This window comes from Streptococcus sanguinis (assembly GCF_050223295.1).
Lineage (GTDB): Bacteria > Bacillota > Bacilli > Lactobacillales > Streptococcaceae > Streptococcus > Streptococcus sanguinis_X.
This window is the reverse complement of sequence record NZ_CP071424.1, coordinates 1732571-1756346: the sequence shown is the minus strand read 5'-3', so window position 1 is coordinate 1756346 and position 23776 is coordinate 1732571. Positions and strand designations below refer to the sequence as shown.

Sequence of the window (23776 nt, the reverse complement as noted above, 5' to 3'; positions counted from 1 at the left end):
TCGCAAACTTAACAAAATATGATATAATGAAGTGCTATTAAAAAAGGTTTCATTAGCATTGAAAGGATTAAAAATGACTGAAAAACAATCGTTTTATATTACGACCCCTATCTACTACCCAAGCGGTAAGCTTCACATCGGATCTGCCTATACAACTATTGCCTGTGATGTTCTGGCTCGCTACAAGCGTCTCATGGGCTACGATGTTTTCTATCTGACTGGTCTTGATGAGCATGGACAGAAGATTCAGGCCAAGGCAGAGGAGGCTGGTATCAGTCCTCAAGCTTATGTCGATGGTATGGCAGTTGGGGTCAAGGAACTCTGGAATCTGCTGAACATTTCTTACGATAAATTTATCCGGACGACCGATGACTACCATGAAAAGGTTGTGGCTGACGTCTTTGAACGTCTCTTAGCTCAAGATGATATCTACTTGGGTGAATATTCAGGCTGGTATTCCGTTTCTGACGAGGAATTTTTCACAGAAAGCCAGCTGGCAGAAGTCTTCCGTGATGAAAATGGAAAGGTAACTGGCGGAATCGCACCATCTGGACATGAAGTGGAGTGGGTATCAGAAGAGTCTTATTTCCTCCGTCTCAGCAAGTACCAAGACCGCTTGGTAGAATTTTTCAAATCTCATCCAGACTTTATTACGCCGGATGGACGTCTCAATGAAATGCTGAAAAACTTTATCGAGCCTGGTCTGGAAGACTTGGCCGTATCTCGGACGACCTTTACTTGGGGCGTGCCGGTGCCATCTAATCCTAAACACGTTATTTATGTCTGGATTGATGCTCTTCTCAACTATGCGACAGCCCTTGGCTACGGTCAGGATGATCATGCTAACTACGATAAATTCTGGAATGGAACAGTCTTCCACATGGTGGGCAAGGACATTCTGCGTTTTCACTCTATCTACTGGCCAATCCTGCTCATGATGCTGGATATTAAGCTGCCCGACCGCTTGATTGCTCACGGTTGGTTTGTCATGAAGGATGGCAAGATGTCCAAGTCTAAGGGCAATGTGGTCTATCCCGAAATGTTGGTAGAACGCTATGGCTTGGATGCCCTGCGTTATTACCTCATGCGCAGTCTTCCGGTTGGATCTGATGGAACATTTACACCTGAGGACTATGTAGGTCGTATCAACTATGAGTTAGCTAATGACCTTGGGAACCTGCTTAACCGTACTGTTTCCATGATTAACAAGTACTTTAACGGTCAAGTACCAGCCTACGAAGAAAATGTAACAGACTTTGATGGAGCTCTGGCTCAGGTAGCAGCTCAATCTATCGCTGACTACTACAAACACATGGATGCAGTAGACTACCCACGCGCCTTGGAAGCAGTCTGGACACTCATCTCCCGCACCAATAAATATATCGATGAAACTGCTCCTTGGGTTCTGGCTAAGGATGAAACCAAGGTCAAAGAACTGGCGGCAGTCATGAGCCACTTGGCATCCAGCCTTCGTGTTGTGGCCCACATGATTGAGCCTTTCATGATGGAAACAAGCAAGGCTGTCCTCAGCCAACTTGGCTTGCCTCAAGCAACTTCGCTGGAAAACCTAGCAATTGACCAGCTCCCAGCAGGCCTGACAGTTGTAGAAAAAGGAACACCAATCTTCCCACGTCTGGATATGGAAGAAGAAATTGCCTATATCAAGGGACAAATGGAAGGCAACAAACCTGAGGTTGAAAAAGAATGGAATCCAGAAGAAGTCGAGCTCAAACTTAACCGCAAGGAAATCAAGTTTGACGACTTTGATAAGGTAGAAATCCGTGTCGCAGAAGTCAAAGAAGTGTCTAAAGTTGAAGGCTCAGATAAGCTTCTTCAATTCCGCTTGGATGCTGGTGACGGTGAAGACCGCCAAATCCTCTCTGGTATTGCTAAATACTATCCAAACGAGCAAGAACTGGTCGGTAAGAAAGTCCAAATCGTAGCCAACCTCAAACCGCGCAAAATGATGGGCCGCATCAGCCAGGGTATGATTCTATCAGCCGAGCACGGCGACCAACTGACTCTCCTTACTGTGGATGAAAAAGTCCCAAATGGAAGTTTGATTGGCTAGCAATCTTTGATCTAATGAGAATCCCCCAGCAGGAGGCTGCTGGGGGATTTTTGATGTAATAATCTCTTTGAAACCGCTTGACAAAAGGTATATATATTTGTATAATTTTTATTGAAAAAGTTTTAGGAGTTATATTATGAAAATAGTAAAAATTGCATCACTTGTTTTGTTGTTGCTTTTAATTGTCATTCTCTTTCCGCTGAATCCTTATTTAGCAGCCTTTATAGCTATTATTAGCTTTGGAGCAGCATTTTTGATTCGGAGGAAGTAATATAATGAAAATAGTTAAGGATTTCATAAAAAAAGTTTTGGGGGCTAAGGTTTACATATGGATTGTGGTAGCCGTTCTTGCTATCTTTTTTGTTGTTGCGAAAACTTATAATATCATTGGATATTTCCAGGGGATAAATGCCTCAGACGAGCGCAAACAGATATATATGCAAATTACTCGTCTGGAGAAAGTCAATGAAAGTGTTTTTTTAAATACAGGTATTCAAAGAGTTGAACTGGTTGAAAAAGATAAGAAAATCCCTGGTACCAATATCAGTATTCCGCTCTCTATAAAAAAAGGTGTCATAATTCTTAATTACGATGCTAAGTTTGGGATAAAAGAAGGAATTAAGGTTAAGAAAATCGCTGAGCATGAGTATGAGCTAACCATCCCTAAATATCAAGTTCTAGGAATAGAGTTGTCGAAAAGTTCTAAAGAACAATATAAGATACTTGCTCCAAGCGGAGAATTGTTGAGTGGAGCAACTGAAAATATTGGTACTGGAGAGGATGTAGTTAAAGCTCTTAGCAATAAAGAGCAAGAAGAATATCTTGAGCAATATAAGGAACTGATCACAGAATCAGCAAAAACCTATTATACAAATATCGTAACTAGTATTGACCCAGATGCTAAACTAACATTTAAAAATGTAAATCAATAGGAATCAAAATTTCTTTATAGTGAAATATATCGTTCTATCAACTGGAGAAAGCATCTTGCAGATAATTGCAAGGTGCTTTTTTTATGTCCTATACCATATCGCAAATCCTCATTTTTGTTTAAAACAAACAAAAAATATGGAAAAAAACAGAAAAATGAGTTATAATAAACAAAACCAATGTGTAGAGAGGCTAAAGTATGGGAAAAAATCAGAGACAGGACGAAATAGTTAAGCTGGTGGATCGAGTTGGGACAGTGACGGTTGCTGAGATTGTAGAGAGTATGAAGGTTTCAGACATGACGGTTCGGCGGGACTTGATTGAGCTGGAAAGTAAAGGGCTGCTGACTCGAGTTCATGGTGGGGCTAAAAGTAATCAGCACCTCAAGTACAGAGAAATCCCTCATGAAGAGAAGCTTTATCAGAATATCGAGGCAAAGCGGACTGTTGCCAAGAAGGCTGTGGAGCTGATTGAAGATGGCGATACTATTTTTCTTGGACCAGGGACTTCTGTGGAAGTGCTGGCTGAGGAAATCAGTAATCATCATCTGCGCGTGATTACCAACTGCCTTCCGATTTTTCATGATCTTCTGAAGAAGAAGTCGGATACCTTCAAAGTCTTTCTCTTGGGTGGGGAGATGCGGGAAGCGACTCAAGCCTTTGTCGGCGAGATGACCAATGCCATCATGGACAAGATGTATTTTACCAAGATGTTTTTCAGCGGCAATGGTATCAAAAATGGTCAGATTATGACTTCTTCTTTTGAAGAAGCCTACACCCAGAAGCTAGCTTTGGAGCGCTCGACAGAGACCTACCTACTGATTGATTCTTCTAAGATTAGCAAGGAAGACTTCACTTCTATCTGTCCTTTGGCTGATATTACAGCTGTTATCACAGACCAGATGTCTGAAAATGCTCAGGAAGAACTGGAAGTTTATACCAAGATTATTTCCTAGTTTATTTTAAATGAATAAAAAAATTATCAGAAAGCTCTTTTTAGGGCTTTTTTTGTTTATTTTAATCATCTTTAAAAATATTTTGATTAAAATAAACAAAAATCTGTTGACAAATAACTTTTAAAGGAGTATAGTATGCTTATAGGAAACAGAAAGTGTTTTTTTATAAACAATATTCTGTGCAAAAAATCAAACAAAGGAGAATGCTCATGGCAATTATTATTGGAGCAGATGCTGCTGGAAGCAAGCTGAAAGATGTGGTCAAGGATTTTCTCGTCGGAGAAAACTTTGAAGTGGTGGATGTGACGAAAGAAGGTCAAGATTTTGTTGATGTGACCCTTGCAGTTGCAGCAGAGGTGAATAAACAAGAGGAAAATCTTGGTATTGTCATTGACGCTTATGGTGCTGGTCCATTTATGGTAGCGACCAAAATTAAAGGCATGGTTGCGGCAGAAGTCTCAGATGAACGCTCTGCTTATATGACTCGTGGCCATAACAACTCTCGCATGATTACGATGGGAGCTAAAATCGTTGGTGAAGGGCTGGCTAAGAACATTGCCAAAGGCTTTGTCAATGGTAAATACGACGGCGGCCGTCACCAAATCCGGGTCGACATGCTTAACAAGATGTGCTAAGAAAAGGAGAAATCAAATGAAAATTGCAATTGGATGTGACCATATCGTTACCAATGAAAAAATGGCAGTCTCAGATTTTCTGAAATCAAAAGGCTATGAAGTTCTTGATTTTGGTACTTATGACCATACACGAACACACTATCCAATCTTTGGTAAAAAAGTAGGGGAGGCAGTCGTTAGTGGACAAGCAGATCTTGGTGTTTGTATCTGCGGTACTGGTGTCGGCATTAACAATGCTGTAAATAAGGTGCCTGGTGTTCGTTCAGCTTTGGTACGCGATATGACCTCGGCTCTCTATGCTAAAGAAGAGCTCAACGCCAACGTTATCGGTTTTGGCGGAAAAATCACTGGTGAGCTCCTTATGTGTGACATCATTGAAGCTTTCATTCATGCGGAGTACAAGCCAACTGAAGAAAATAAAAAATTAATTGCTAAGATTGAGCACGTTGAGACTCACAACGCTCATCAAACAGATGCCAACTTCTTTACAGAATTTCTTGAAAAATGGGATCGTGGAGAGTACCACGATTAGAGAGGTAGCTAGATGATTCTTACAGTGACCATGAATCCTTCTATCGATATTTCCTATCCCTTAGAAGAATTGAAAATTGATACTGTTAATCGTGCTGCAGAAGTCAGTAAAACTGCAGGTGGAAAGGGTCTCAACGTAACCAGGGTCTTGGCAGAAATTGGAGATAATGTTGCTGCGACGGGCCTGATTGGTGGGACTAATGGAGAGTTCTTATCACAAAACCTTCATCCTAATGTTAGACAATGCTTTTATAACATTTCGGGAGATACGAGAAACTGTATTGCTATCTTACACGAAGGTAAGCAAACAGAAATCCTGGAAGCCGGTCCGACTATTACAGCAGATGAGGCAAGGGATTTCCAAGAACACTTCCGGTCTTTGATGGCTGAGGCAGATGTTGTCAGTATCTCGGGCAGTCTGCCAGCGGGCCTGCCGACTGAATACTATATCCAGCTGATTGAAATGGCTAATCAAGCTGGCAATAAGGTGGTGCTGGATTGCTCTGGAGCAGCTCTGGAAGCTGTGCTCAAATCAGAGTTCAAACCAACTGCCATCAAGCCGAATAACGAGGAGCTTTCTCAGTTATTGGGGCGCGAAGTTTCAAAAGATTTGGATGAGTTAAAAGCTGTCCTTTCAGAACCGCTCTTTGATGGAATCGAGTGGATCATCGTATCACTGGGTGCAGATGGTGCTTTTGCTAAGCACTGGGACACTTTCTATAAAGTAGATATTCCTAAAATCCAAGTAGTCAATCCAGTTGGCTCTGGCGACTCAACTGTTGCAGGAATTTCTTCAGCCTTGAGTCATCAAGCGGATGATGTTTCTCTGCTCAAAAAAGCCAACGTTCTCGGCATGCTCAATGCCCAAGAAAAAATGACCGGTCATGTCAATGTTGAAAACTACGACGGCTTATACAATCAAATCACAGTAAAAGAGGTATAAAGAATGGTATTAACAGAACAAAAACGCAAGTACATGGAAAAACTTTCTGATGAGAATGGCATCATTTCTGCTTTGGCATTTGACCAACGCGGTGCTTTGAAACGCCTCATGGCCCAACACCAGGAAGCAGAACCAACAGTAGCTCAAATGGAAGAACTGAAAGTTTTGGTTGCAGAAGAGCTGACTCCTTATGCTTCATCTATGTTGCTGGATCCTGAGTATGGACTGCCTGCTACTAAAGCTTTGGACAAGAATGCTGGCTTGTTATTGGCCTATGAAAAGACAGGCTATGATACTTCAAGCACCAAGCGCCTGCCAGACTGTCTGGATGTTTGGTCTGCAAAACGCATCAAAGAACAAGGTGCGGATGCGGTGAAATTCCTTCTTTACTATGATGTAGACAGCTCTGAAGAACTCAACCAGCAAAAGCAGGCTTATATCGAGCGTGTGGGTTCTGAGTGTGTGGCAGAAGATATTCCTTTCTTCCTTGAAATCTTAGCTTACGATGAAAAGATTGCGGATGCTTCCAGCGCTGAATACGCTAAAGTAAAACCTCACAAGGTTATCGGTGCTATGAAGGTCTTCTCAGATCCACGTTTCAACATTGATGTCTTGAAAGTAGAAGTTCCAGTCAACGTCAAATATGTTGAAGGCTTTGGTGATGGTGAAGTGGTGCATACTAAAGAACAAGCAGCTGCCTTCTTCAAGGAACAGGATGAGGCAACGAACTTGCCATACATCTACTTGAGTGCTGGTGTATCAGCAAAACTCTTCCAAGAAACTCTTGTGTTTGCTCATGAGTCAGGTGCTAACTTCAACGGCGTTCTTTGTGGACGTGCGACTTGGGCTGGCAGCGTTAAAGACTACATTGAGCAAGGTGAAGAAGCAGCCCGCAAGTGGCTTCGTACAACAGGATTTGAAAATATTGATGAGCTCAACAAGGTTCTTCAAAAAACAGCTACCTCTTGGAAAGAAAGAGCCTAAAATTTGTTAAAAAATAAATAAAGTAAGGGTTTACATTCTGAGACTGATATGCTATAATGAAATCAGAAATTGAACAGGGTGAGCGTTACTAAGTTGGATTAGGCGTGACCGCAAATAAATTGAGGGAAGATATAGCCTCGGTTTGTTTGTGGTCTTTTTGTTTTGACAGAACCCTAGAAAATGAAGAGGAGGAGATATGTATCGAATCATACATCCTATGAACAACAATGTTGCTCTAGCTAAACATGAAAATGGTGAAGAGGTTGTTCTGATTGGGAGTGGCATAGCTTTTAATAAAAAGAAGGGTGACATCGTTCTGGAAAGTAAGATTGAGAAAATTTTTCGCCTAAGAACGGAAGAGTCTAAAGAAAACTTTGTGGCCTTGCTCAAAGATGTTCCGCTAGACTTTATCACAGTGACTTATGATGTGATTGACACCCTTTCTAAGAAGTATGATTACCCTGTCCAGGAGTATATCTATGTCACGCTGACGGATCACATCTACTGTTCTTATCAGGCTGTGCAGCAGGGGCGGTACAAGGAGAGTGACCTGCCGGATGCTTCTGACAAATACCCTGTCCCTTATCAGATTGCTCAGGAAGCAGTAGCGATATACCGCGAGCGGTTGTTGGATCATTTCCCTAGCGACGAGGTCAATCGCATTGCCTATCACTTTATCAATGCCGAAGGGGAGACCAATCCCGAGGGGCAAAGTCACTTGGGCAAGCGAAAAGATATTCTGGCTGCAGTTGAAGCAGAGCTGAAGAAAAATGGCATTAAAAGAAGTGCAGAAAACAGCAATTTTTATGACCGTTTTATGATTCACCTGAACTACTTTTTGGACTATCTGGACAGAAGCCGTGATGACAATGTTTCCCTGCTGGAAATGGAAAGTCAGATCCAGATGACCTACCCTCAAGCCTATCAGGTCGGAAGTGATATTTACCAAATCATTGCCCAGAAGACGGGAATTGATCTCTACCGCAGCGAACGGGTCTACCTGGTGTTGCATATTCAACGTCTTTTATAAATAGAAAACAATAATAACATTTTACATAAGAATACAAGGAGGAACTCTCATGAATAGAGAAGAAGTAACATTGCTCGGTTTTGAAATTGTAGCCTACGCTGGTGACGCTCGATCCAAGCTCCTGGAAGCTTTGAAAGCCGCAGAGGCTGGGGATTTTGCTAAGGCAGATGCCTTGGTAGAAGAAGCCAATGGTTGCATCGCTGAAGCTCACCATGCTCAGACCAGTCTCTTGACAAAAGAAGCTGCTGGTGAGGACTTGGCTTACAGTGTGACCATGATGCACGGCCAAGATCACTTAATGACTACTATCTTGCTAAAAGACATGATGCACCATTTGATTGAACTATACAAAAGAGGAGTAAAATAATGAATAAACTCATCGGACTTATTGAGAAAGGGAAGCCTTTCTTTGAGAAGATTTCTCGGAATATCTATCTCCGTTCTATTCGGGATGGCTTTATCGCTGGTATGCCAGTCATTCTCTTCTCATCTATTTTTATCTTGATTGCCTATGTGCCAAATGCTTGGGGGTTCCACTGGTCTAAGGACATTGAAACTTTCCTAATGACCCCTTATAGCTATTCGATGGGGATTCTGGCTTTCTTTGTGGGTGGGACCACTGCTAAGGCGCTGACAGACTCTGTCAATCGCGACCTGCCTGCGACAAACCAGATTAACTTCTTGTCTACTATGCTGGCTTCTATGGTCGGCTTCCTCCTCATGGCGGCTGAACCTGCCAAGGAAGGTGGCTTCCTAACTGCCTTCATGGGAACCAAAGGTCTTTTGACAGCTTTCATCGCAGCCTTCGTTACGGTTAATGTCTACAAGGTTTGTGTAAAAAATAATGTCACAATCCGCATGCCAGAAGAAGTTCCACCAAATATTTCGCAAGTATTTAAAGACTTGATTCCATTTACTGTCTCAGTCGTTCTGCTCTACGGTTTGGAACTGCTTGTTAAAGCAAGTCTAGGAGTAACCGTTGCAGAATCCATCGGAACGCTTCTTGCTCCGCTTTTCTCAGCAGCTGATGGCTATCTGGGAATCACGCTTATCTTTGGTGCTTATGCTTTCTTCTGGTTCGTAGGAATTCACGGTCCGTCTATCGTTGAGCCTGCCATTGCTGCCATTACTTATGCCAATATCGATGCTAACTTGGCTCTGGTTCAAGCTGGTCAGCATGCGGATAAGGTCATCACTTCTGGTACTCAAATGTTCATCGTTACCATGGGTGGTACTGGTGCGACCTTGATTGTTCCATTCCTCTTCATGTGGATCTGTAAGTCCGAGCGTAATCGTGCAATTGGTCGAGCATCTGTTGTCCCAACCTTCTTTGGTGTCAATGAGCCCATTCTCTTTGGTGCTCCAATCGTACTGAATCCAATTTTCTTTATTCCATTTATCTTTGCTCCTATCGCAAACGTATGGATTTTCAAATTCTTTGTTGATACGTTAAACATGAACTCCTTCTCAGCCAACCTTCCTTGGGTGACACCTGGACCTCTGGGAATTGTGCTGGGTACCAACTTCCAGCTTCTGTCTTTTGTACTAGCAGCACTTCTTGTCGTAGTGGATGTGATTATTTACTATCCATTTGTCAAGGTTTATGATGAACAAATCCTAGAAGAAGAACGTTCTGGCAAAGCTAACGATGCTCTTAAAGAAAAAGTAGCAGCTAACTTTAACACTGCTAAAGCGGATGCTATCCTTGAAAAAGCAGGAGTGGATGAAGAAGCTCCAGCGCAAAACAATATTAGCGAAGAAACCAATGTTCTGGTGCTCTGTGCAGGCGGTGGGACTAGTGGATTGCTGGCCAACGCTTTGAATAAAGCAGCAGCTGAATACAATGTTCCTGTCAAAGCAGCAGCGGGTGGCTACGGTGCTCACCGTGAAATGCTGCCTGAGTTTGACCTGGTTATCCTGGCTCCTCAAGTTGCCTCCAACTTTGAAGATATGAAGGCCGAAACTGATAAATTGGGTATCAAACTGGCTAAGACAGAAGGTTCCCAATACATCAAACTAACCCGTGATGGTAAAGGAGCTCTGGCCTTCGTTCAGGAGCAATTCAACAACTAATTTGTTAGTTCATTTGAGGTGAAGCAAAGTTCAATTCCCCTGTTACTTACCTATTTACTCACTTGTTTCACCTCAAAGGCTATTGAAAGGAAAATAAGATGACAAAAAGCTTACCTAAAGATTTTATTTTCGGTGGTGCAACAGCAGCCTATCAAGCTGAGGGAGCAACCCACACAGATGGAAAAGGACCAGTTGCCTGGGATAAATATCTAGAGGATAACTACTGGTACACGGCAGAACCTGCCAGTGACTTTTACCACAAATACCCAGTGGATCTGAAATTGGCTGAAGAGTATGGTGTCAATGGTATCCGAATCTCCATTGCTTGGTCACGGATTTTCCCGACAGGCTATGGCGAGGTCAATCCAAAAGGTGTAGAATTTTACCATAATCTTTTCGCAGAATGCCACAAACGCCATGTAGAACCTTTTGTGACCCTTCACCACTTTGATACACCAGAGGCCCTTCATTCAAATGGCGATTTCCTCAATCGAGAAAATATTGAGCACTTTGTGGACTATGCGGCTTTCTGTTTTGAAGAATTTCCAGAAGTTCGCTATTGGACGACTTTCAATGAAATTGGCCCAATTGGTGATGGTCAGTACTTAGTAGGAAAATTCCCTCCAGGTATCCAGTATGACTTGGCCAAGGTTTTCCAATCCCATCATAACATGATGGTCTCTCATGCCCGTGCCGTTAAGCTCTATAAGGACAAGGACTACAAGGGTGAAATTGGTGTTGTTCATGCACTTCCGACAAAATATCCTTACGATCCAGAAAATCCAGCAGATGTCAGAGCGGCAGAATTGGAAGATATTATTCATAACAAATTTATCCTAGATGCGACTTATCTGGGGCACTATTCAGATGTAACTCTGGCAGGAGTGAATCATATCCTTAAGGTCAATGGTGGTCAGCTGGATCTACGAGATGAAGACTTTGCTTCTCTAGAAGCAGCTAAAGACCTCAATGACTTCCTCGGCATCAACTACTATATGAGTGATTGGATGAGTGACTTTGATGGTGAAACGGAAATTATCCATAACGGAAAAGGCGAAAAGGGAAGCTCCAAGTACCAGATTAAGGGTGTGGGGCGCAGAGAGTCTCCAACCCATATTCCGAAAACCGATTGGGATTGGATTATCTATCCGCAAGGTCTCTATGACCAAATCATGCGGATTAAGAAAGATTATCCAAACTACAAGAAGATTTATATCACGGAAAATGGTCTGGGTTATAAAGATGAATTTGTGGACAATACAGTTTACGACGATGCTCGAATTGATTACGTCAAGCAGCATCTGGAAGTTTTATCCGATGCGATTGCAGACGGGGCTAATGTCAAGGGCTACTTTATCTGGTCTCTGATGGATGTCTTTTCTTGGTCTAACGGTTATGAAAAACGCTACGGCTTATTCTACGTTGACTTTGAAACGCAGGAACGCTATCCGAAGAAATCCGCTCACTGGTATAAGAAACTAGCCGAAACACAAATGATTGAATAGAAAAGCAAAACTCCCTCCTCAGCTGAATGGAATCGGCTAGGACGGGAGTTTTTTTATTCTTCATCATCTGTAAATTCTAGGATGTCTCCGGGCTGGCAATCAAGGGCTTTACAGATAGCATTGAGGGTGCTAAAGCGAATAGCCTTAGCCTTGCCCGTTTTGAGAATGGAAAGGTTGGCGTTGGTAATACCGATGATATCGGCCAGTTCACCCAGTTTCATCTTTTTCTTGGCCAGCTGGACATCAAGATTAACGATAATCATGATAGCAGCCTCCTAGATGGTAAATTCATTTTCTTCAGCAATATCAATCCCTTTTTCCAGAATTTTCATCATCAGCCAAATAATCAGAGCACCCAAGAGAGGTGTAAAGTTCATACTGGCGTTAAAAGAGAAGGGGAGGGCGATGGGATTGCCTGATGCAGCAACCTTAACGGAAAGAAAGGTCAGAGCCAGAAATACTTTCCATGCCTTATCAGCTAGTTGCGTGTTTGATGAATCAAAAATCTTTCCACCAATCAAATTTTTGATGAAATTACGAGCAAGATAGATGAGATAAATAGTCAAAGAAGCTGTGAGAAGATTTATAACAAAGGCTAAAATACTCCACAAATTTGAAAAATCAGCTGAGGGCAGAAATTGAACATTGAGCTTTATTTCCAACCTGTCGGAAAGACCGGTGTAAGAAATCACACTTAGGATAGTAAGAAAGACCAGAATAGCAGCATAACCCACTATGATAAGATTCAGAAGAGTAACGATATCTTTGAGCAAAGAGTTATTTTTTAATTCAATCTTTTTCATGATGCTTACCTCTATCGAAAATCAGCCGGCAGTAGATTTTCTTTTCCTTTTATTCTTATTATAATCTATTTTTTATTGTATTTCAAGAAAAATATATCGAAAAACGATAAATAAAAAAATAAATTTCCTTCTATCATAAAAGTAATTCCTTATTTTTTATGCTATACTGTTTTCAAACTAATTCAAGGAGGAAAAAATGGGAATTTTTGATTTCTTTAAAAAACAGTCGGAAAATCAGGAAGCTGAGGAAGTTGTCTATGAAGAGTACGAAGAAGTAGTAGAGGATGTCGAGCCGGTAGAAGATTATGTGGAAGCTCCGGGATGGGAAGCCATCTCAACAGAATTTGCTCGGATATATAATAATCAAGAGCCGGTGGATCATATTGAGGCCATTGTAAAATGGCGTTTTGGCGGGCCGGATCCGCTGGATGGTGTAGATGTCTATGATGCAGGTGACTCTTGGCATTTGGTTAGTTATGGCTTGTCTGAACTGTATGAAAAGCTCAGTGAAGATTCAAACTATAGTGGCTATGGTTTTGAATTTACCATGCGACTGAAGAAAGGAAATTACCCAGCTAATGATGAATTTATCAATATCGTCACGATTTTTCAGGAATTGGCGCGCCGGACCTTTGAGACCGGAGAGGTTTATCAGCCTTTTGAGTACATTTATACTGGACAGCTTCTAGGCTTTGACCGTGAACAGGAATCTGCTTTGACAGGTTTCATAACGGTTCCGGATGTAGAAGCCCAGCCTTTGGAGACAGTCCACGGCCGGGTAGATTTTATTGAGTTGGTTGGTGTGACAGATGCAGAATTACAGCAAATCCTCAATGAAGAAGAGACTGCCCAAGGCCTCTACGCTCGCTTGGGGAGTGACCTAACAGACTATGGTCGGCAGTCGCTTGTTGGATGACAAGTTTTCAGCAACTTTTTGACAGCTCATTAGTTTTATTCTATAATGAAATTACTTATTATTTAAGGAGATAAAAATGAAAAAGATTTTTTCAGCCAGCGTGATTTTTTTAGCAGCAGTTACCTTAGCAGCATGTTCAAATAATCATTCATCCGTTACTTCTAAATCTTCAGAAAGCAAGGCTGCTTCTAGCTCAGTTAAAAAGTCTTCAAAATCAAGTAGTAAAGAAAGTAACTCAAGCAGCTCAAGCACTTCGTCAAGTGCCAATTTAGAAACACCTGACTTTGTTTTGGTTACAGACGAAGAAATCGCTAATGCAACAACAATTGGCGATTTGAAAACCGTATACAATAAGCTTGCGGATAATTACATCAAATATAGTGGAGAAATTAAAGAAAAACTCCCCGAGTCTGAAAGAGCAGATTTTGACAAAGAAGCGGAAGAAGGTTTGAAAGCTTTTGAGGAATCAAAACAGACTCTTAGTGATCAATTATCTCAGTATGGTTCAGATGATTTAGAAGTTCCAGCAGAAGTACGGGATCCGTTCCTGCAGAACTTAAAAGAGAAACGTGATAAACTGGTAAGTGTTTTGAAAATGTCTTATATTTTTGTTTCAAACATGCCTAAAAAACAGTAACATCAGCTATTGAAATTGTTCCTGATTCCTTGGAGAAGATTTTTCCGAATTAGGTAGACTTCCGAAGCTGTATCATGGTTCATTTCAATTTATTACTAGACAATAAAACATCAGGGGCAACCTTATCGTTGCTCCTGATGTTTTATACTCTTTATTTAAATTTAAAGCCTTCATAGACCAGATCTGCTTTAGGATTGGTCTTTTTAAATTCGTTGGCTAGTTTATCCATCATCTTGACAGGGCCGCACATGAAGACCGTAGTTTTGTCGTCCAAAGGATAATTCTTGAAGTCCAAATAACCAAAGACCTTGCTATCGACCAAATGAAGGTCAAACTGCGGATTCTTGGCTGCATAGTCTTTGAGTAGGTCTAGGTAAACAGCATTTTCTGCTCCGGTATAAGCATAGTAGAAGCTGACTGGACGATTCAGATTAGGATTTTCTCGGATATAGGAGATGAAGGGCGTAATGCCAATCCCACCAGCAATCCAGATTTGTTTTTCCTGCCCTTGGTCCAGAATCATGTGACCATAAGCTCGGTCAATGGTGACCTTGGTTCCCTCTTGGATCTTGTCATAAAGTTTCTTAGTGTGATCGCCAGAGTTCTTGATAGTAAAGTAGACGATATTGTCATGGCCACCAGAGATAGAGAAAGGATGTGGCGCTTTTTCAAATCCTTCTTGGAAAATCTTGACGAAGGCAAACTGACCGTACTGATAGTCTAGCTTTTGACTGAGTTGGATTTTCAACTCCACGGTATCGTGGTTCAGTCGTTTGACCTGCAGAATTTTCCCCAGATGTCGAAAGGCCAAACTTTGATAGAGGAAGATGATATAAAAGCCAGCAGCTAAACCGATGATAGCGTAGAATCCGACTACGAAGCCTAGCAAGGTCGGTGTCAGGAGTCGACCGCCCATCAGCATATAAGCGTGAAAGAGACCAAAGATATAGGCCAGATACACAAAGCGGTGAATCCAGCGCCAAGCCTCATATTTGATGTGCTTGCCAAGATAGGCCACCAGAACAATGCTGACAAAGAGATAGATGCCGACATTCCCAAGCTGGGCTGCCAGATGAGATCCCCAGAGACTGCCGCCCATGGCAACATTGTGGAGAGCGAGCAGGACGACGGAAAAGATAGCTGTAAACTTATGATAGGCGTACATCTTTTCGATGCCATGGAACCATTTTTCCAATAGGGCGTTCCGAGTCGCAAGTAAAAAGGTCAGCGAAAGGGTAGTTAAGGCCAGACCGGGTACGATAAAGTTGGTCATCCCAGCTGAAGCCCAAGCAAATATGGTCAGGATTATGCTGACAGCGATAAGAGCGATTCCTTTGATAGATTTCATGATGGTTTCCTTTCTGTTTTTATTACTACTTAGTTGTAAATGTTTTTGTTACATTTTAACAAAGAAAAAACAAGCTGTCAAGATAAGAGCTTGTTTTGTTTTTGGTATGAATAGGTCAATTCTTCCGTTAGCCAAGCTATAGAAGAGATTTGTGATTTTACTCTTGAACCTCTGCAGCAGTCTCTTCCACTTTATCAGTCTCAGACTGGCCGAAAGGCAACTGCTTACTCCAGCGTGATAGGTTTTCTCGGATATCTTTGCCAATTTCAGAAAGATTAGGTATGCTAATGTCATCCTTCCAGCTTTGGACACGCATATCCAGTAGGAGCTTGGACAAGCGTAGCAGCATGTCACGTTCTTGGTCTGATAGAGATTGAGCATTTTTCAGGATATCAAGGACTTTGTTAAAGTTTTCAACATTGGACAGTTCGTCGACAGACTGGATACCAGCATCCAAAATCAGTCCGAAAAAGAGATCGAAAAAGTCTTTAAGTTCTTCATCTGAAACGGTGCTTACCCAATTTTTAAACGTTTTGTCAATCTGCAGGCTCTCTGCATCTAGTGTATCCAGCAATAGGAAAGAGTCTCCCTTGGTTTTCCACGAAAAGGTATCGTGCTGGGCAAAGCCACCGATGGCACTGCTTTTGACAATTCTTGCTTCCTTAGGTGTTTCCAGCATCATGCCGACGATGGAGTTCTGAGGCAGGTAGCGTTTCATCTTTTCAACCACGACCTGATAGCCATCGCTTTCGGTGACAGAGTGATTGAGACCGGGAGAGTCATAGCTGTAGATGGCTTCAATACGGTCTTGGAGCGATGCTTCCATCTGACTGGCTGCATAAGAAGCCAGGTTTCCCCCTTTGGAATGACCGGTTAGGATAAAGTTACCAGGCAGACTTTCTAAGGCTTTCTGCAGGTAGCGGGCAGCCATTTTCTGAGCAGGGATTTGAGCCATATAGGTCATGTGGAAGTCTTCCTTCCAGCCGACAATGGAGTCGTCCGTTCCGCGAAAGACCAGGACATAGGTATCGGGCTTGATTTTGAAAATCAAGGCAGCGAATTGCTTCTGGATATCTTGGTCAACATCGTTGACATAGCCCATCAGTTTTAGATTTTTAAAGCGGGTAGAGGCTGTGGCCAAATCCAGCAGTTTCAGTCGGTTTTTGCTGACCATCATGGAGAGGTCGCGCGGTACTTGATCGGCCAAATCCAGCAGCCGGCAGTCGCAGTAGGGGGACATGTCTTCATGCACTAGTTGGTCAAAAGGCAAGTAGGTTAGCTCTGTCAGAATTAGCAGATCCAGTTCATTGAAAGGTTTATCATAAATACTGTCATGCTGGACTTCTTCAAGGTAAGTAAAAATATTGCTCATGTTATATCTCCAATTTCTACTAGTTAGTATAGCATATTTTTTAGATAGAATTTCTCTTTTCCAGAAAAATCCTACCTTAGACTGAGGATGATAAACAAGCAATCGCATTTTTTGGTATAATGTTACTAGCAAGCAATCGGGAGGGAAAGATGCACAAGATTTTACTAGTAGAAGATGATCCAGTCATTCGTCAGATGATTAAGAAAATGCTGGAACAATGGGGCTTTCAGGTAGTGGCAGTTGAGGACTTTATGGATGTGCTGACTGTCTTTGTTCGAGAGGAGCCGCATCTGGTGCTGATGGATATCGGCCTGCCCTTATTTAACGGCTATCACTGGTGTCAGGAAATCCGTAAGATTTCAACGGTGCCCATCATGTTTCTGTCTTCTCGCGATCAGTCCATGGACATTGTCATGGCTATCAATATGGGGGCAGATGACTATGTGACCAAGCCTTTTGACAATAATGTTTTTTTGGCTAAGGTTCAGGGATTGTTGCGCCGTTCCTATGAGTTTGGAAACGACCAGAGTCTCCTGGAGCATCAGGGTGTCATTCTTAATCTCAAGTCGACAGATCTGGTCTTTGATGGGAAAGTGGTGACCTTGACCAAGAACGAATTTCAGATTTTGCGGGTCCTCTTCGAGCATTCGGATGGTATTGTGGCGCGTGATGATCTGATGAAGGAACTCTGGAATAGTGACTTTTTCATCGATGACAATACCCTGTCGGTCAATGTGGCTCGCCTGCGTAAGAAGCTTGAAGAGCACGGACTGAAGAATTTCATCGAAACCAAAAAAGGAATAGGATACGGTCTCATCAATGGACATACAGGATAAATTTTTCTTTCTTAAGTCTTACCTTTATTCGCGGAGATTTTTTCTAGCTCTGTTGATTTTGCTGCTAGGCTTTATTCTGCTCTTTGCCTTTGTCTTTGATGCTTACCGCAGTCTGCTGGAATACGTTGCGCTCTTGCTGGCTTTTCTGTCTTTCTTGTTTATCGGAGCAGATGCTTGGACGGTCTTTAAGAGTTATCGCAGCCAGAAGCTGCAGCTCTCTGCTCAGGCTCAGACTCCTCTAGAAAAGCTCTTGCAGGAACGAGTGGAAGAGTTGGAGTACGAACAGAAGAATCAGCTCTTGGTTGAACAGGAAAAATACAATGATTTACTGGACTACTATACTCTGTGGGTTCATCAAGTCAAGACACCTATTGCTGCCAGCTCACTTTTAATTGGTGACTTGAAGGATAAGGAAGCCAAGTCTCAGTTGGAGCAGGAGCTCTTTAAGATCGAGTCCTACGTTCATCTGGTGCTCCAGTACCTCCGTCTGGAAAGCTTCCATGACGATCTAGTGCTGAAGCAGGAAAATCTGGCTGATTTGGTCAGAGAAGTAGTCAAGAAATACGCTCTTTTCTTTATTCAGCAAGGACTCAGTCTCAATCTTCATGATCTAGACCACACGATTGTCACTGATAAAAAGTGGTTTCTTGTGATTTTAGAGCAGGTCCTGTCCAATAGTCTTAAATACACCAAAGAAGGCAGTATAGAGATTTATTTTCATGAGGGCAGCCTCTACATCAAGGACACAGGTTTGGGGATTCAAAATGCTGATTTGCTGCGGGTTTTTGAGCGTGGTTTCTCAGGCTACAATGGTCGTCTGACCCAGCAGTCCTCAGGCTTAGGTCTTTATCTGTCCAAGAAAATTGCTGACCAGCTGGGACACAAGATTGCTATAGACTCTCAAGTTGGTCAGGGAACGACGGTTTCCATCGCCTTTCCTGAGAAGAAATTGATCTTTGAATAGGAGGAAGAAAGTTGCTAGTAGTGGTTTATGATAGTCTGACTGGTTTGGGAAAGAAGTTTGCTAATAGTCTGGGACTGCCTAGCCAGTCAGTCTGGAAAAAGCTGGAGGGACCCTGTATTTTGGTCAGCAGAAATAGCGGAGCAGGGCAGATTCCGTGGACGTCCAAGCGTTTCATCAGAAAGTATGAGCATCTAATCAAAGGCTTTGTCATTAATGGCAATCAGAAGCGTTATCCGCAGACCTTTTGCGGGGCGACGGATAAGATAGTGGAGCAGTACGGCCTCCGCCATATTCGTAACATAGAGGGCTCTGGAACGGAAGCAGACCGACAAGCGGTCAAAGGCTTTCTAGAACAGTTGCAGACAGATGAAAGCTTTCATAAAAACCACTAGGTTTTGTCCTAGTTTTACGAATGCTCCTGCAAGATTTTTAAAAGTGACAAAATTGTAAGAATAAAACTAGCAAATGAAAGGTTAGGTTATGGTACTGACCTTTCTTTTTTATTATCATAGAGGCAAGAAATAAGAAGGAGACAGAAAAATGAAATCAAAAGGTTTGAATGCTCTTCAGTTGAAGCTCTTCATGGCGTTTCTTATGGTTTTTGACCATATCAGCCAGATACCGGGGCTGGTGCCGGATGGCTGGGATGGCGTTTTGCATGCCCTAACCCGCTGTGTCGGAGCAGCATTTGCCTTCATGGCAGTGGAAGGTTTTCTCCACACTCGCAACCGCCTGGCTTACAATATGCGGCTCTTCTTTTGGGCAGCCCTGATGCAGACAGGAAACTGTATCCTGACACTCCTCTTTCAGGAAAAGGGCATCTACCTCACTCACAACATCTTCCTGACCTTGGCCTGCGGGGTCCTCATGCTGAGTCTTTTCTTTGGCTTTTCTGACAATGACGGAGCTGCTAAGGGTAGGAAGCGTGGCTTGCGGATAGCGGCAGGAGTATTAGTCTTGCTGGCTGGGCTTGTCTTTAGCGAAGGCGGCATGGCTCTGCTTCCTTTCATGCTCTTGACCTACCTTTTTAGAAATCAAGTCTTTTTCAGAAACTTGTCCTATGTAGTTTGGGCGGGAGTTCTCTTTGCCATGAGTATTCAAATTTATCCAACCTTGCAGGACACGCTATCAATGCTGCTCTATAATTCAGACTGGCTCTTTATCAGTGTTCTTCCCCTCTTGCACTTCTATAACGGTGAGCGAGGATCCAGCAGCAAGTGGAGCAAATATTTCTTCTATATTTTCTATCCAGCCCACCTTTGGCTAATTGCTTTGGTTGCCTTTTGGGTAAAATAAAGCCCATCTCATCTTACAAAAGTGTAAGATTGCACTTTAAAATGTAAGCTTAGGTTATGGCTAGGCGATTGGTATTGAGATAAAATAGACTTATCAAATAGGAGGCAGTTTATAAAAACTGCTAAAAGCAGGGATCTGATAATTACCTGCTAAACAGAAAGGAAGCAAGATGACATTATTAGACGTACAGCACGTGAAAAAGATTTATAAAACCCGCTTTCAGGGCAGCCAAGTAGAGGCACTGAAGGACATTCACTTTACAGTAGAAAAAGGCGAATATGTCGCCATCATGGGGGAGTCAGGCTCTGGGAAATCCACCCTGCTCAACATCCTAGCCATGCTGGACAAGCCAACAGAGGGCCGCGTCTTTCTCAACGGAACTGACACGGCAACCATCAAAAACAGCCAGGCTTCCAGCTTCCGTCGGGAGAAATTAGGCTTTGTCTTTCAGGACTTCAATCTGCTAGATACCCTGTCGGTCAAGGATAATATTCTCCTGCCCCTGGTCCTCTCCCGCCGTCCCATTACCGAGATGATGCAAAAGCTGGTCACGACCTGCAACGAGCTGGGGATTAACAAGCTGCAAGAGAAGTTTCCTTATGAGATTTCCGGTGGCCAGAAGCAGCGGGTTGCAGTAGCTCGGGCCATCATCACAGATCCTGAGATTCTGCTGGCGGATGAGCCGACGGGAGCCTTGGATTCCAAATCTTCAGCAGCCCTGCTGGATGTCTTTGACGACATCAATGCCCGTGGTCAAACTATTCTCATGGTGACCCACTCGACAGCAGCGGCTAGTCGCGCCAAGCGGGTACTCTTTATCAAGGATGGGATTCTCTACAACCAAATCTTCCGTGGTGACAAGACCGAGCGGCAGATGTTCCAAGAGATTTCCGATACTCTGACAGTTATGGCAAGTGAGGTGGGCAATTATGTTCAAACTAACGAGTAAACTGGCTTTGTCAAATCTAGTTAAAAATCGCAGTTTGTATTATCCATTTGCTTTGGCGACGGTACTGGCAACAGCGATTTTGTATAGTTTTGTCTCACTAGCTTATAGCCCCAATATGGAGACCTCTTATGGCGGTGCAGCTGCTCGCATGACCTTGCAGTTTGGCATCCATGTCATTCAGATTGCCGTCCTTATCCTCATTACCTATGCTAATAGCTTCGTCATGAAAAACCGCTCCCGAGAGTTGGGAGTCTATAGTCTGCTGGGCATGGAGAAAAAGCATCTGCTAGTCATGACCTTCTTTGAACTCTGTGTCTTTTATCTGGTTACAGTCGGTCTGGGTATCTTGTCTGGCCTAGCTTTAGATAAGATGCTCTACGCAGTCCTTTTGAAATTGATGGGAATGCCGGCAGTTCTTGCCTCGACCTTCCAATGGCAGAATGTTTTGATGACTCTAGCCAGTCTGGGTATTGCTTTTGCGGTGATTTTGTTGCTCAACTCTACGCGTCTTCTACGCTATAGCTCTCTTAATCTAATGAAAGAAAAGAAAGCTGGCGAGAAGAAGGGACGCTTCCTTTTTCTGCAAACCTTGCTGGGTCTCCTGCTCATGAGTGTAGCTTATTATATGGCTTTGACCGTTACCAAACCTGTCGCCGCTATCGGCAATTTCTTTATAGCTGTGGTCATGGTTATTATCGCAACCTATCTGCTTTTTAATGCAGGTACAATTACACTATTGAAATTTCTCAAAAAGCGCAAAGGCTACTACTATAAAACGCAGAATTTCATTTCTGTTTCCAATCTCATCTCGCGGATGCGTAAAAATGCAGCAGGATTGGCAACTATCTCCATTCTATCTACCATGCTCCTTGTGACTCTGGTTGGTACAATTAATATCTATGTTGGAGGTCAGGATTATATTACTACCTTGCATCCAAAGGATTACAATGTCAGCGTCGTCTTGCCGAAATCGACCGATCAGAAGGAGGCTCTGTTGGACAAGGTTCAGCAAGTAGCTCAGGACTCAGGTCTGAAGAAGCTAAGCTATACTACCTATCTCTACCAATCAGCCTTCATTACGAAACTGGCTGGTAATGATGTGACAGTTCCAATGCAAAGAGAGCTGGAGTCGGATACAAGTATCTTGACTAAGTCTGCTGGTACGATTACGGTCATCAATCGTCAAGATTATGAAAAAATGACAGGGGAAAAGATAGACTTAGCAGACGATGAAACCCTGGTTTACGGGAAAAATATTTCCTTGAATAAGGATAAGCCTCTCCGAGTGAATGGTAAGGACTGGAAGATTAAGCAGCTTTTATCGTCGAATTTCACGCATGGGGAAATTCCTAATCCAAACGATGTAACCATGGAACAGGGGCTCTATATGGTGGTCAATGATAGCAAAGAGGTTAATCTCGATGTGGATCATTACTACTACATTGGAGTTGCTTCAGAGACTAAGGGCAGTAAAAAGTTTGTCGAGCAAGTCCAACTGGGGTTGAGGGACACTTTGGATCAGGAACAAGCTCAAGATAGTAGCTTCGCAATGGCTAGTGACCGTTATAGTGCAGAAAAGAGCTATCAGGAACTTACTGGAACCTTGCTCTTCATCGGTGTCTTCCTCTCGGTTATCTTCCTTCTAGGAGCTGTTCTCGTGATTTACTACAAGCAAATCTCTGAAGGATATGAAGACCGAGATGGCTTTATCATCTTGCAAAAAGTTGGTTTAGATGAAAAGCAGACTAGAAGTACCATTCGTAAGCAGATTTTGACTGTTTTCTTCCTACCTCTCATCTTTGCTTTTCTACATGTAGCAGCGGTCTTTCATATGCTGCGCTTGATAGTTGCCCTATTGGGTGTGACCAATCTTCCTCTTTTGATTCAGACAACACTTGCAACTTGCGGTGTCTTCCTCCTGACCTATATTTTAGTTTTCTTACTGACTTCACGTAGCTACCGCAAGATTGTCGCCCGCTAAGAGCAAATCCCTGACCTCTGGTCGGGGATTTTTTGATGTCTGGATTTTCACCTCTCATCTCCCTCATTTTACCGCTTGTCCAAAAAGCTGAGATTTTTCAAAAAAGACTTGCTATCATAGTCTCAGAAGTAAAGAAAAGGAGAAAAGATCATGTTAGTAGAAACGAAAAATCTTAGCAAGGTTTATGGCGATAAGGTGGCAGTTAATGATCTGAATATTCAGATTGAGAGAGGCAGTTTCACAGCTATTTTAGGACCAAACGGAGCAGGAAAATCAACTACTATTCAGATGCTGATTGGTCTCTTGCAGCCGACGTCGGGGCAGATTTGCTATGCTGAAAAGCCTAGGCTGGGTGTGGTTTTCCAAAATAGTGTATTGGACGCCCGGCTGACAGTTTTGGAAAATCTGACCATCAGAGCCAAGCAGTACAAGGAGATACCGGCAGGTAGAATTGAGCGCTTGGTGTCTCAGCTAGGTTTATCAGCCTTTGCCAAGCAGCCTTATGGAACGCTGTCTGGTGGCCAAAAGCGTCGGGTGGACATTGCGCGAGCCCTGCTCAACAGTCCCGACCTGCTCTTTCTGGATGAGCCTACGACAGGCCTGGACATTCAAACTCGGGAGAGTATCTGGAGTCTGCTCAAGCAGATTCAGAAAGAGGAGCAGATGACCATTGTCTTGACAACCCACTATCTCAATGAAGCTGATGATGCAGATAAGATCTATATCGTAGATCATGGTCAGGTCATTGCCCAAGGCTCTGCAGACCAGATTAAGGGAAACTATGCCCGCAATGTCTTAAGGATTTTGAGTCAAGATGCAACAGGTTTAGAGAAAAGCTTGCCAAGAGGCTGCGCTTGGGAGCAAGTTAAGGAAGGGGAATTTATCCTCCACCCTAAAACGACTCAAGAAGCTCTGACCTTATTGGCTCAGGCTGGTCCCTATATCGAACAATTTGAATTCCAACCCGGAACCATGGACGATGCCTTTATGGCACTGACAGGAAGAGAGGTACGCTAA

General features: G+C 42.9%; 25 protein-coding genes. 21 read left to right on the top strand and 4 right to left on the bottom strand.

The annotated features are described in order from the left end of the window. Positions 1-73 precede the first annotated feature (73 nt). The 12 genes from metG to lacG all read left to right on the top strand — a co-directional run bounded on the left by metG (position 74) and on the right by lacG (position 11657). Positions 74-2071, top strand: coding sequence for a methionine--tRNA ligase (metG, locus tag J1C77_RS08620; RefSeq protein ID WP_042762761.1), 1998 nt, complete (start codon positions 74-76; stop codon positions 2069-2071). Between the two features lie 136 nt (positions 2072-2207). Then, positions 2208-2342: a hypothetical protein gene (locus J1C77_RS08615; protein ID WP_002920635.1), complete on the top strand. Its 135-nt coding sequence runs from the start codon at positions 2208-2210 to the stop codon at positions 2340-2342. Between the two features lie 4 nt (positions 2343-2346). Continuing rightward, positions 2347-3003: a DUF4230 domain-containing protein gene (locus J1C77_RS08610; protein WP_002920636.1), complete on the top strand. Its 657-nt coding sequence runs from the start codon at positions 2347-2349 to the stop codon at positions 3001-3003. Positions 3004-3200: 197 nt separating this feature from the next. Beyond that, a complete protein-coding gene (locus J1C77_RS08605; RefSeq protein ID WP_002920637.1) occupies positions 3201-3956 on the top strand; it encodes a DeoR/GlpR family DNA-binding transcription regulator in 756 nt (251 codons plus the stop codon). Positions 3957-4165: 209 nt separating this feature from the next. Then, the gene (gene lacA / locus J1C77_RS08600) at positions 4166-4591 is read left to right on the top strand and encodes a galactose-6-phosphate isomerase subunit LacA (protein ID WP_042762763.1); all 426 of its coding nucleotides are present in this window, start codon (positions 4166-4168) and stop codon (positions 4589-4591) included. Between the two features lie 16 nt (positions 4592-4607). Then, positions 4608-5123 carry a galactose-6-phosphate isomerase subunit LacB gene (gene lacB / locus J1C77_RS08595; protein WP_002894723.1) on the top strand — a complete coding sequence of 172 codons (516 nt, stop codon included), beginning with the start codon at positions 4608-4610 and terminating at the stop codon, positions 5121-5123. Between the two features lie 12 nt (positions 5124-5135). Then, positions 5136-6065, top strand: a complete 930-nt coding sequence (locus tag J1C77_RS08590) for a tagatose-6-phosphate kinase (protein WP_002920639.1) — start codon at positions 5136-5138, stop codon at positions 6063-6065. 3 nt (positions 6066-6068) lie between these two features. Next, positions 6069-7049: a tagatose-bisphosphate aldolase gene (gene lacD, locus J1C77_RS08585; RefSeq protein WP_002894728.1), complete on the top strand. Its 981-nt coding sequence runs from the start codon at positions 6069-6071 to the stop codon at positions 7047-7049. Between the two features lie 196 nt (positions 7050-7245). Next, entirely contained in the window at positions 7246-8079 is an 834-nt protein-coding gene (locus J1C77_RS08580; protein WP_002920640.1) for a PRD domain-containing protein, read from the top strand. A 49-nt stretch (positions 8080-8128) separates the two neighbouring features. Further along, complete coding sequence (locus J1C77_RS08575; RefSeq protein ID WP_002894735.1) at positions 8129-8446, top strand: PTS lactose/cellobiose transporter subunit IIA; 318 nt, start codon at positions 8129-8131, stop codon at positions 8444-8446. Further along, a complete protein-coding gene (locus J1C77_RS08570; protein ID WP_002920641.1) occupies positions 8446-10152 on the top strand; it encodes a lactose-specific PTS transporter subunit EIIC in 1707 nt (568 codons plus the stop codon). Before J1C77_RS08575 ends, J1C77_RS08570 begins: the two co-directional genes overlap by 1 nt. Before the next feature lie 98 nt (positions 10153-10250). Beyond that, positions 10251-11657, top strand: coding sequence for a 6-phospho-beta-galactosidase (lacG, locus tag J1C77_RS08565; protein WP_002920642.1), 1407 nt, complete (start codon positions 10251-10253; stop codon positions 11655-11657). A gap of 53 nt (positions 11658-11710) precedes the next feature. On the opposite strand, the gene J1C77_RS08560 is transcribed toward lacG, so the two are convergent. Together J1C77_RS08560 and J1C77_RS08555 are read right to left on the bottom strand one after the other, a co-directional pair. Further along, positions 11711-11920 (bottom strand): helix-turn-helix domain-containing protein, encoded by a 210-nt coding sequence (locus tag J1C77_RS08560; RefSeq protein WP_002905070.1) that lies wholly within the window; start codon positions 11918-11920, stop codon positions 11711-11713. A gap of 12 nt (positions 11921-11932) precedes the next feature. Then, a complete protein-coding gene (locus tag J1C77_RS08555; protein WP_002920643.1) occupies positions 11933-12460 on the bottom strand; it encodes a DUF2975 domain-containing protein in 528 nt (175 codons plus the stop codon). 196 nt (positions 12461-12656) lie between these two features. Between J1C77_RS08555 and J1C77_RS08550 the strand changes: the two genes are divergently transcribed. Both J1C77_RS08550 and J1C77_RS08545 read left to right on the top strand, forming a co-directional pair. After that, the gene (locus tag J1C77_RS08550; RefSeq protein WP_002920644.1) at positions 12657-13376 is read left to right on the top strand and encodes a suppressor of fused domain protein; all 720 of its coding nucleotides are present in this window, start codon (positions 12657-12659) and stop codon (positions 13374-13376) included. A gap of 76 nt (positions 13377-13452) precedes the next feature. After that, entirely contained in the window at positions 13453-14013 is a 561-nt protein-coding gene (locus J1C77_RS08545; protein WP_002920645.1) for a hypothetical protein, read from the top strand. A 151-nt stretch (positions 14014-14164) separates the two neighbouring features. On the opposite strand, the gene J1C77_RS08540 is transcribed toward J1C77_RS08545, so the two are convergent. Further along, positions 14165-15361, bottom strand: a complete 1197-nt coding sequence (locus tag J1C77_RS08540; RefSeq protein ID WP_002920646.1) for a ferredoxin reductase family protein — start codon at positions 15359-15361, stop codon at positions 14165-14167. A 157-nt stretch (positions 15362-15518) separates the two neighbouring features. Continuing rightward, a complete protein-coding gene (locus J1C77_RS08535) occupies positions 15519-16841 on the bottom strand; it encodes a DUF2974 domain-containing protein (protein WP_002920647.1) in 1323 nt (440 codons plus the stop codon). A gap of 41 nt (positions 16842-16882) precedes the next feature. Between J1C77_RS08535 and J1C77_RS08530 the strand changes: the two genes are divergently transcribed. From J1C77_RS08530 to J1C77_RS08500, 7 genes are all read left to right on the top strand, one after another. After that, positions 16883-17569, top strand: coding sequence for a response regulator transcription factor (locus J1C77_RS08530; RefSeq protein WP_009659088.1), 687 nt, complete (start codon positions 16883-16885; stop codon positions 17567-17569). Beyond that, on the top strand, positions 17553-18533 hold the full coding sequence (locus J1C77_RS08525; RefSeq protein WP_002920649.1) for a sensor histidine kinase: 981 nt from the start codon (positions 17553-17555) through the stop codon (positions 18531-18533). The genes J1C77_RS08530 and J1C77_RS08525 overlap by 17 nt, the downstream gene beginning before the upstream one ends. Positions 18534-18544: 11 nt before the next feature. Continuing rightward, positions 18545-18925, top strand: a complete 381-nt coding sequence (locus J1C77_RS08520) for a class Ib ribonucleoside-diphosphate reductase assembly flavoprotein NrdI (protein WP_002920650.1) — start codon at positions 18545-18547, stop codon at positions 18923-18925. A 148-nt stretch (positions 18926-19073) separates the two neighbouring features. Then, positions 19074-19829 (top strand): TraX family protein, encoded by a 756-nt coding sequence (locus tag J1C77_RS08515; RefSeq protein ID WP_002920651.1) that lies wholly within the window; start codon positions 19074-19076, stop codon positions 19827-19829. Positions 19830-19998: 169 nt separating this feature from the next. Then, entirely contained in the window at positions 19999-20778 is a 780-nt protein-coding gene (locus tag J1C77_RS08510) for an ABC transporter ATP-binding protein (protein ID WP_002899832.1), read from the top strand. Further along, the gene (locus tag J1C77_RS08505; protein WP_002920652.1) at positions 20759-22759 is read left to right on the top strand and encodes an ABC transporter permease; all 2001 of its coding nucleotides are present in this window, start codon (positions 20759-20761) and stop codon (positions 22757-22759) included. Before J1C77_RS08510 ends, J1C77_RS08505 begins: the two co-directional genes overlap by 20 nt. Positions 22760-22909: 150 nt before the next feature. Then, on the top strand, positions 22910-23776 hold the full coding sequence (locus J1C77_RS08500; protein ID WP_002920653.1) for an ABC transporter ATP-binding protein: 867 nt from the start codon (positions 22910-22912) through the stop codon (positions 23774-23776).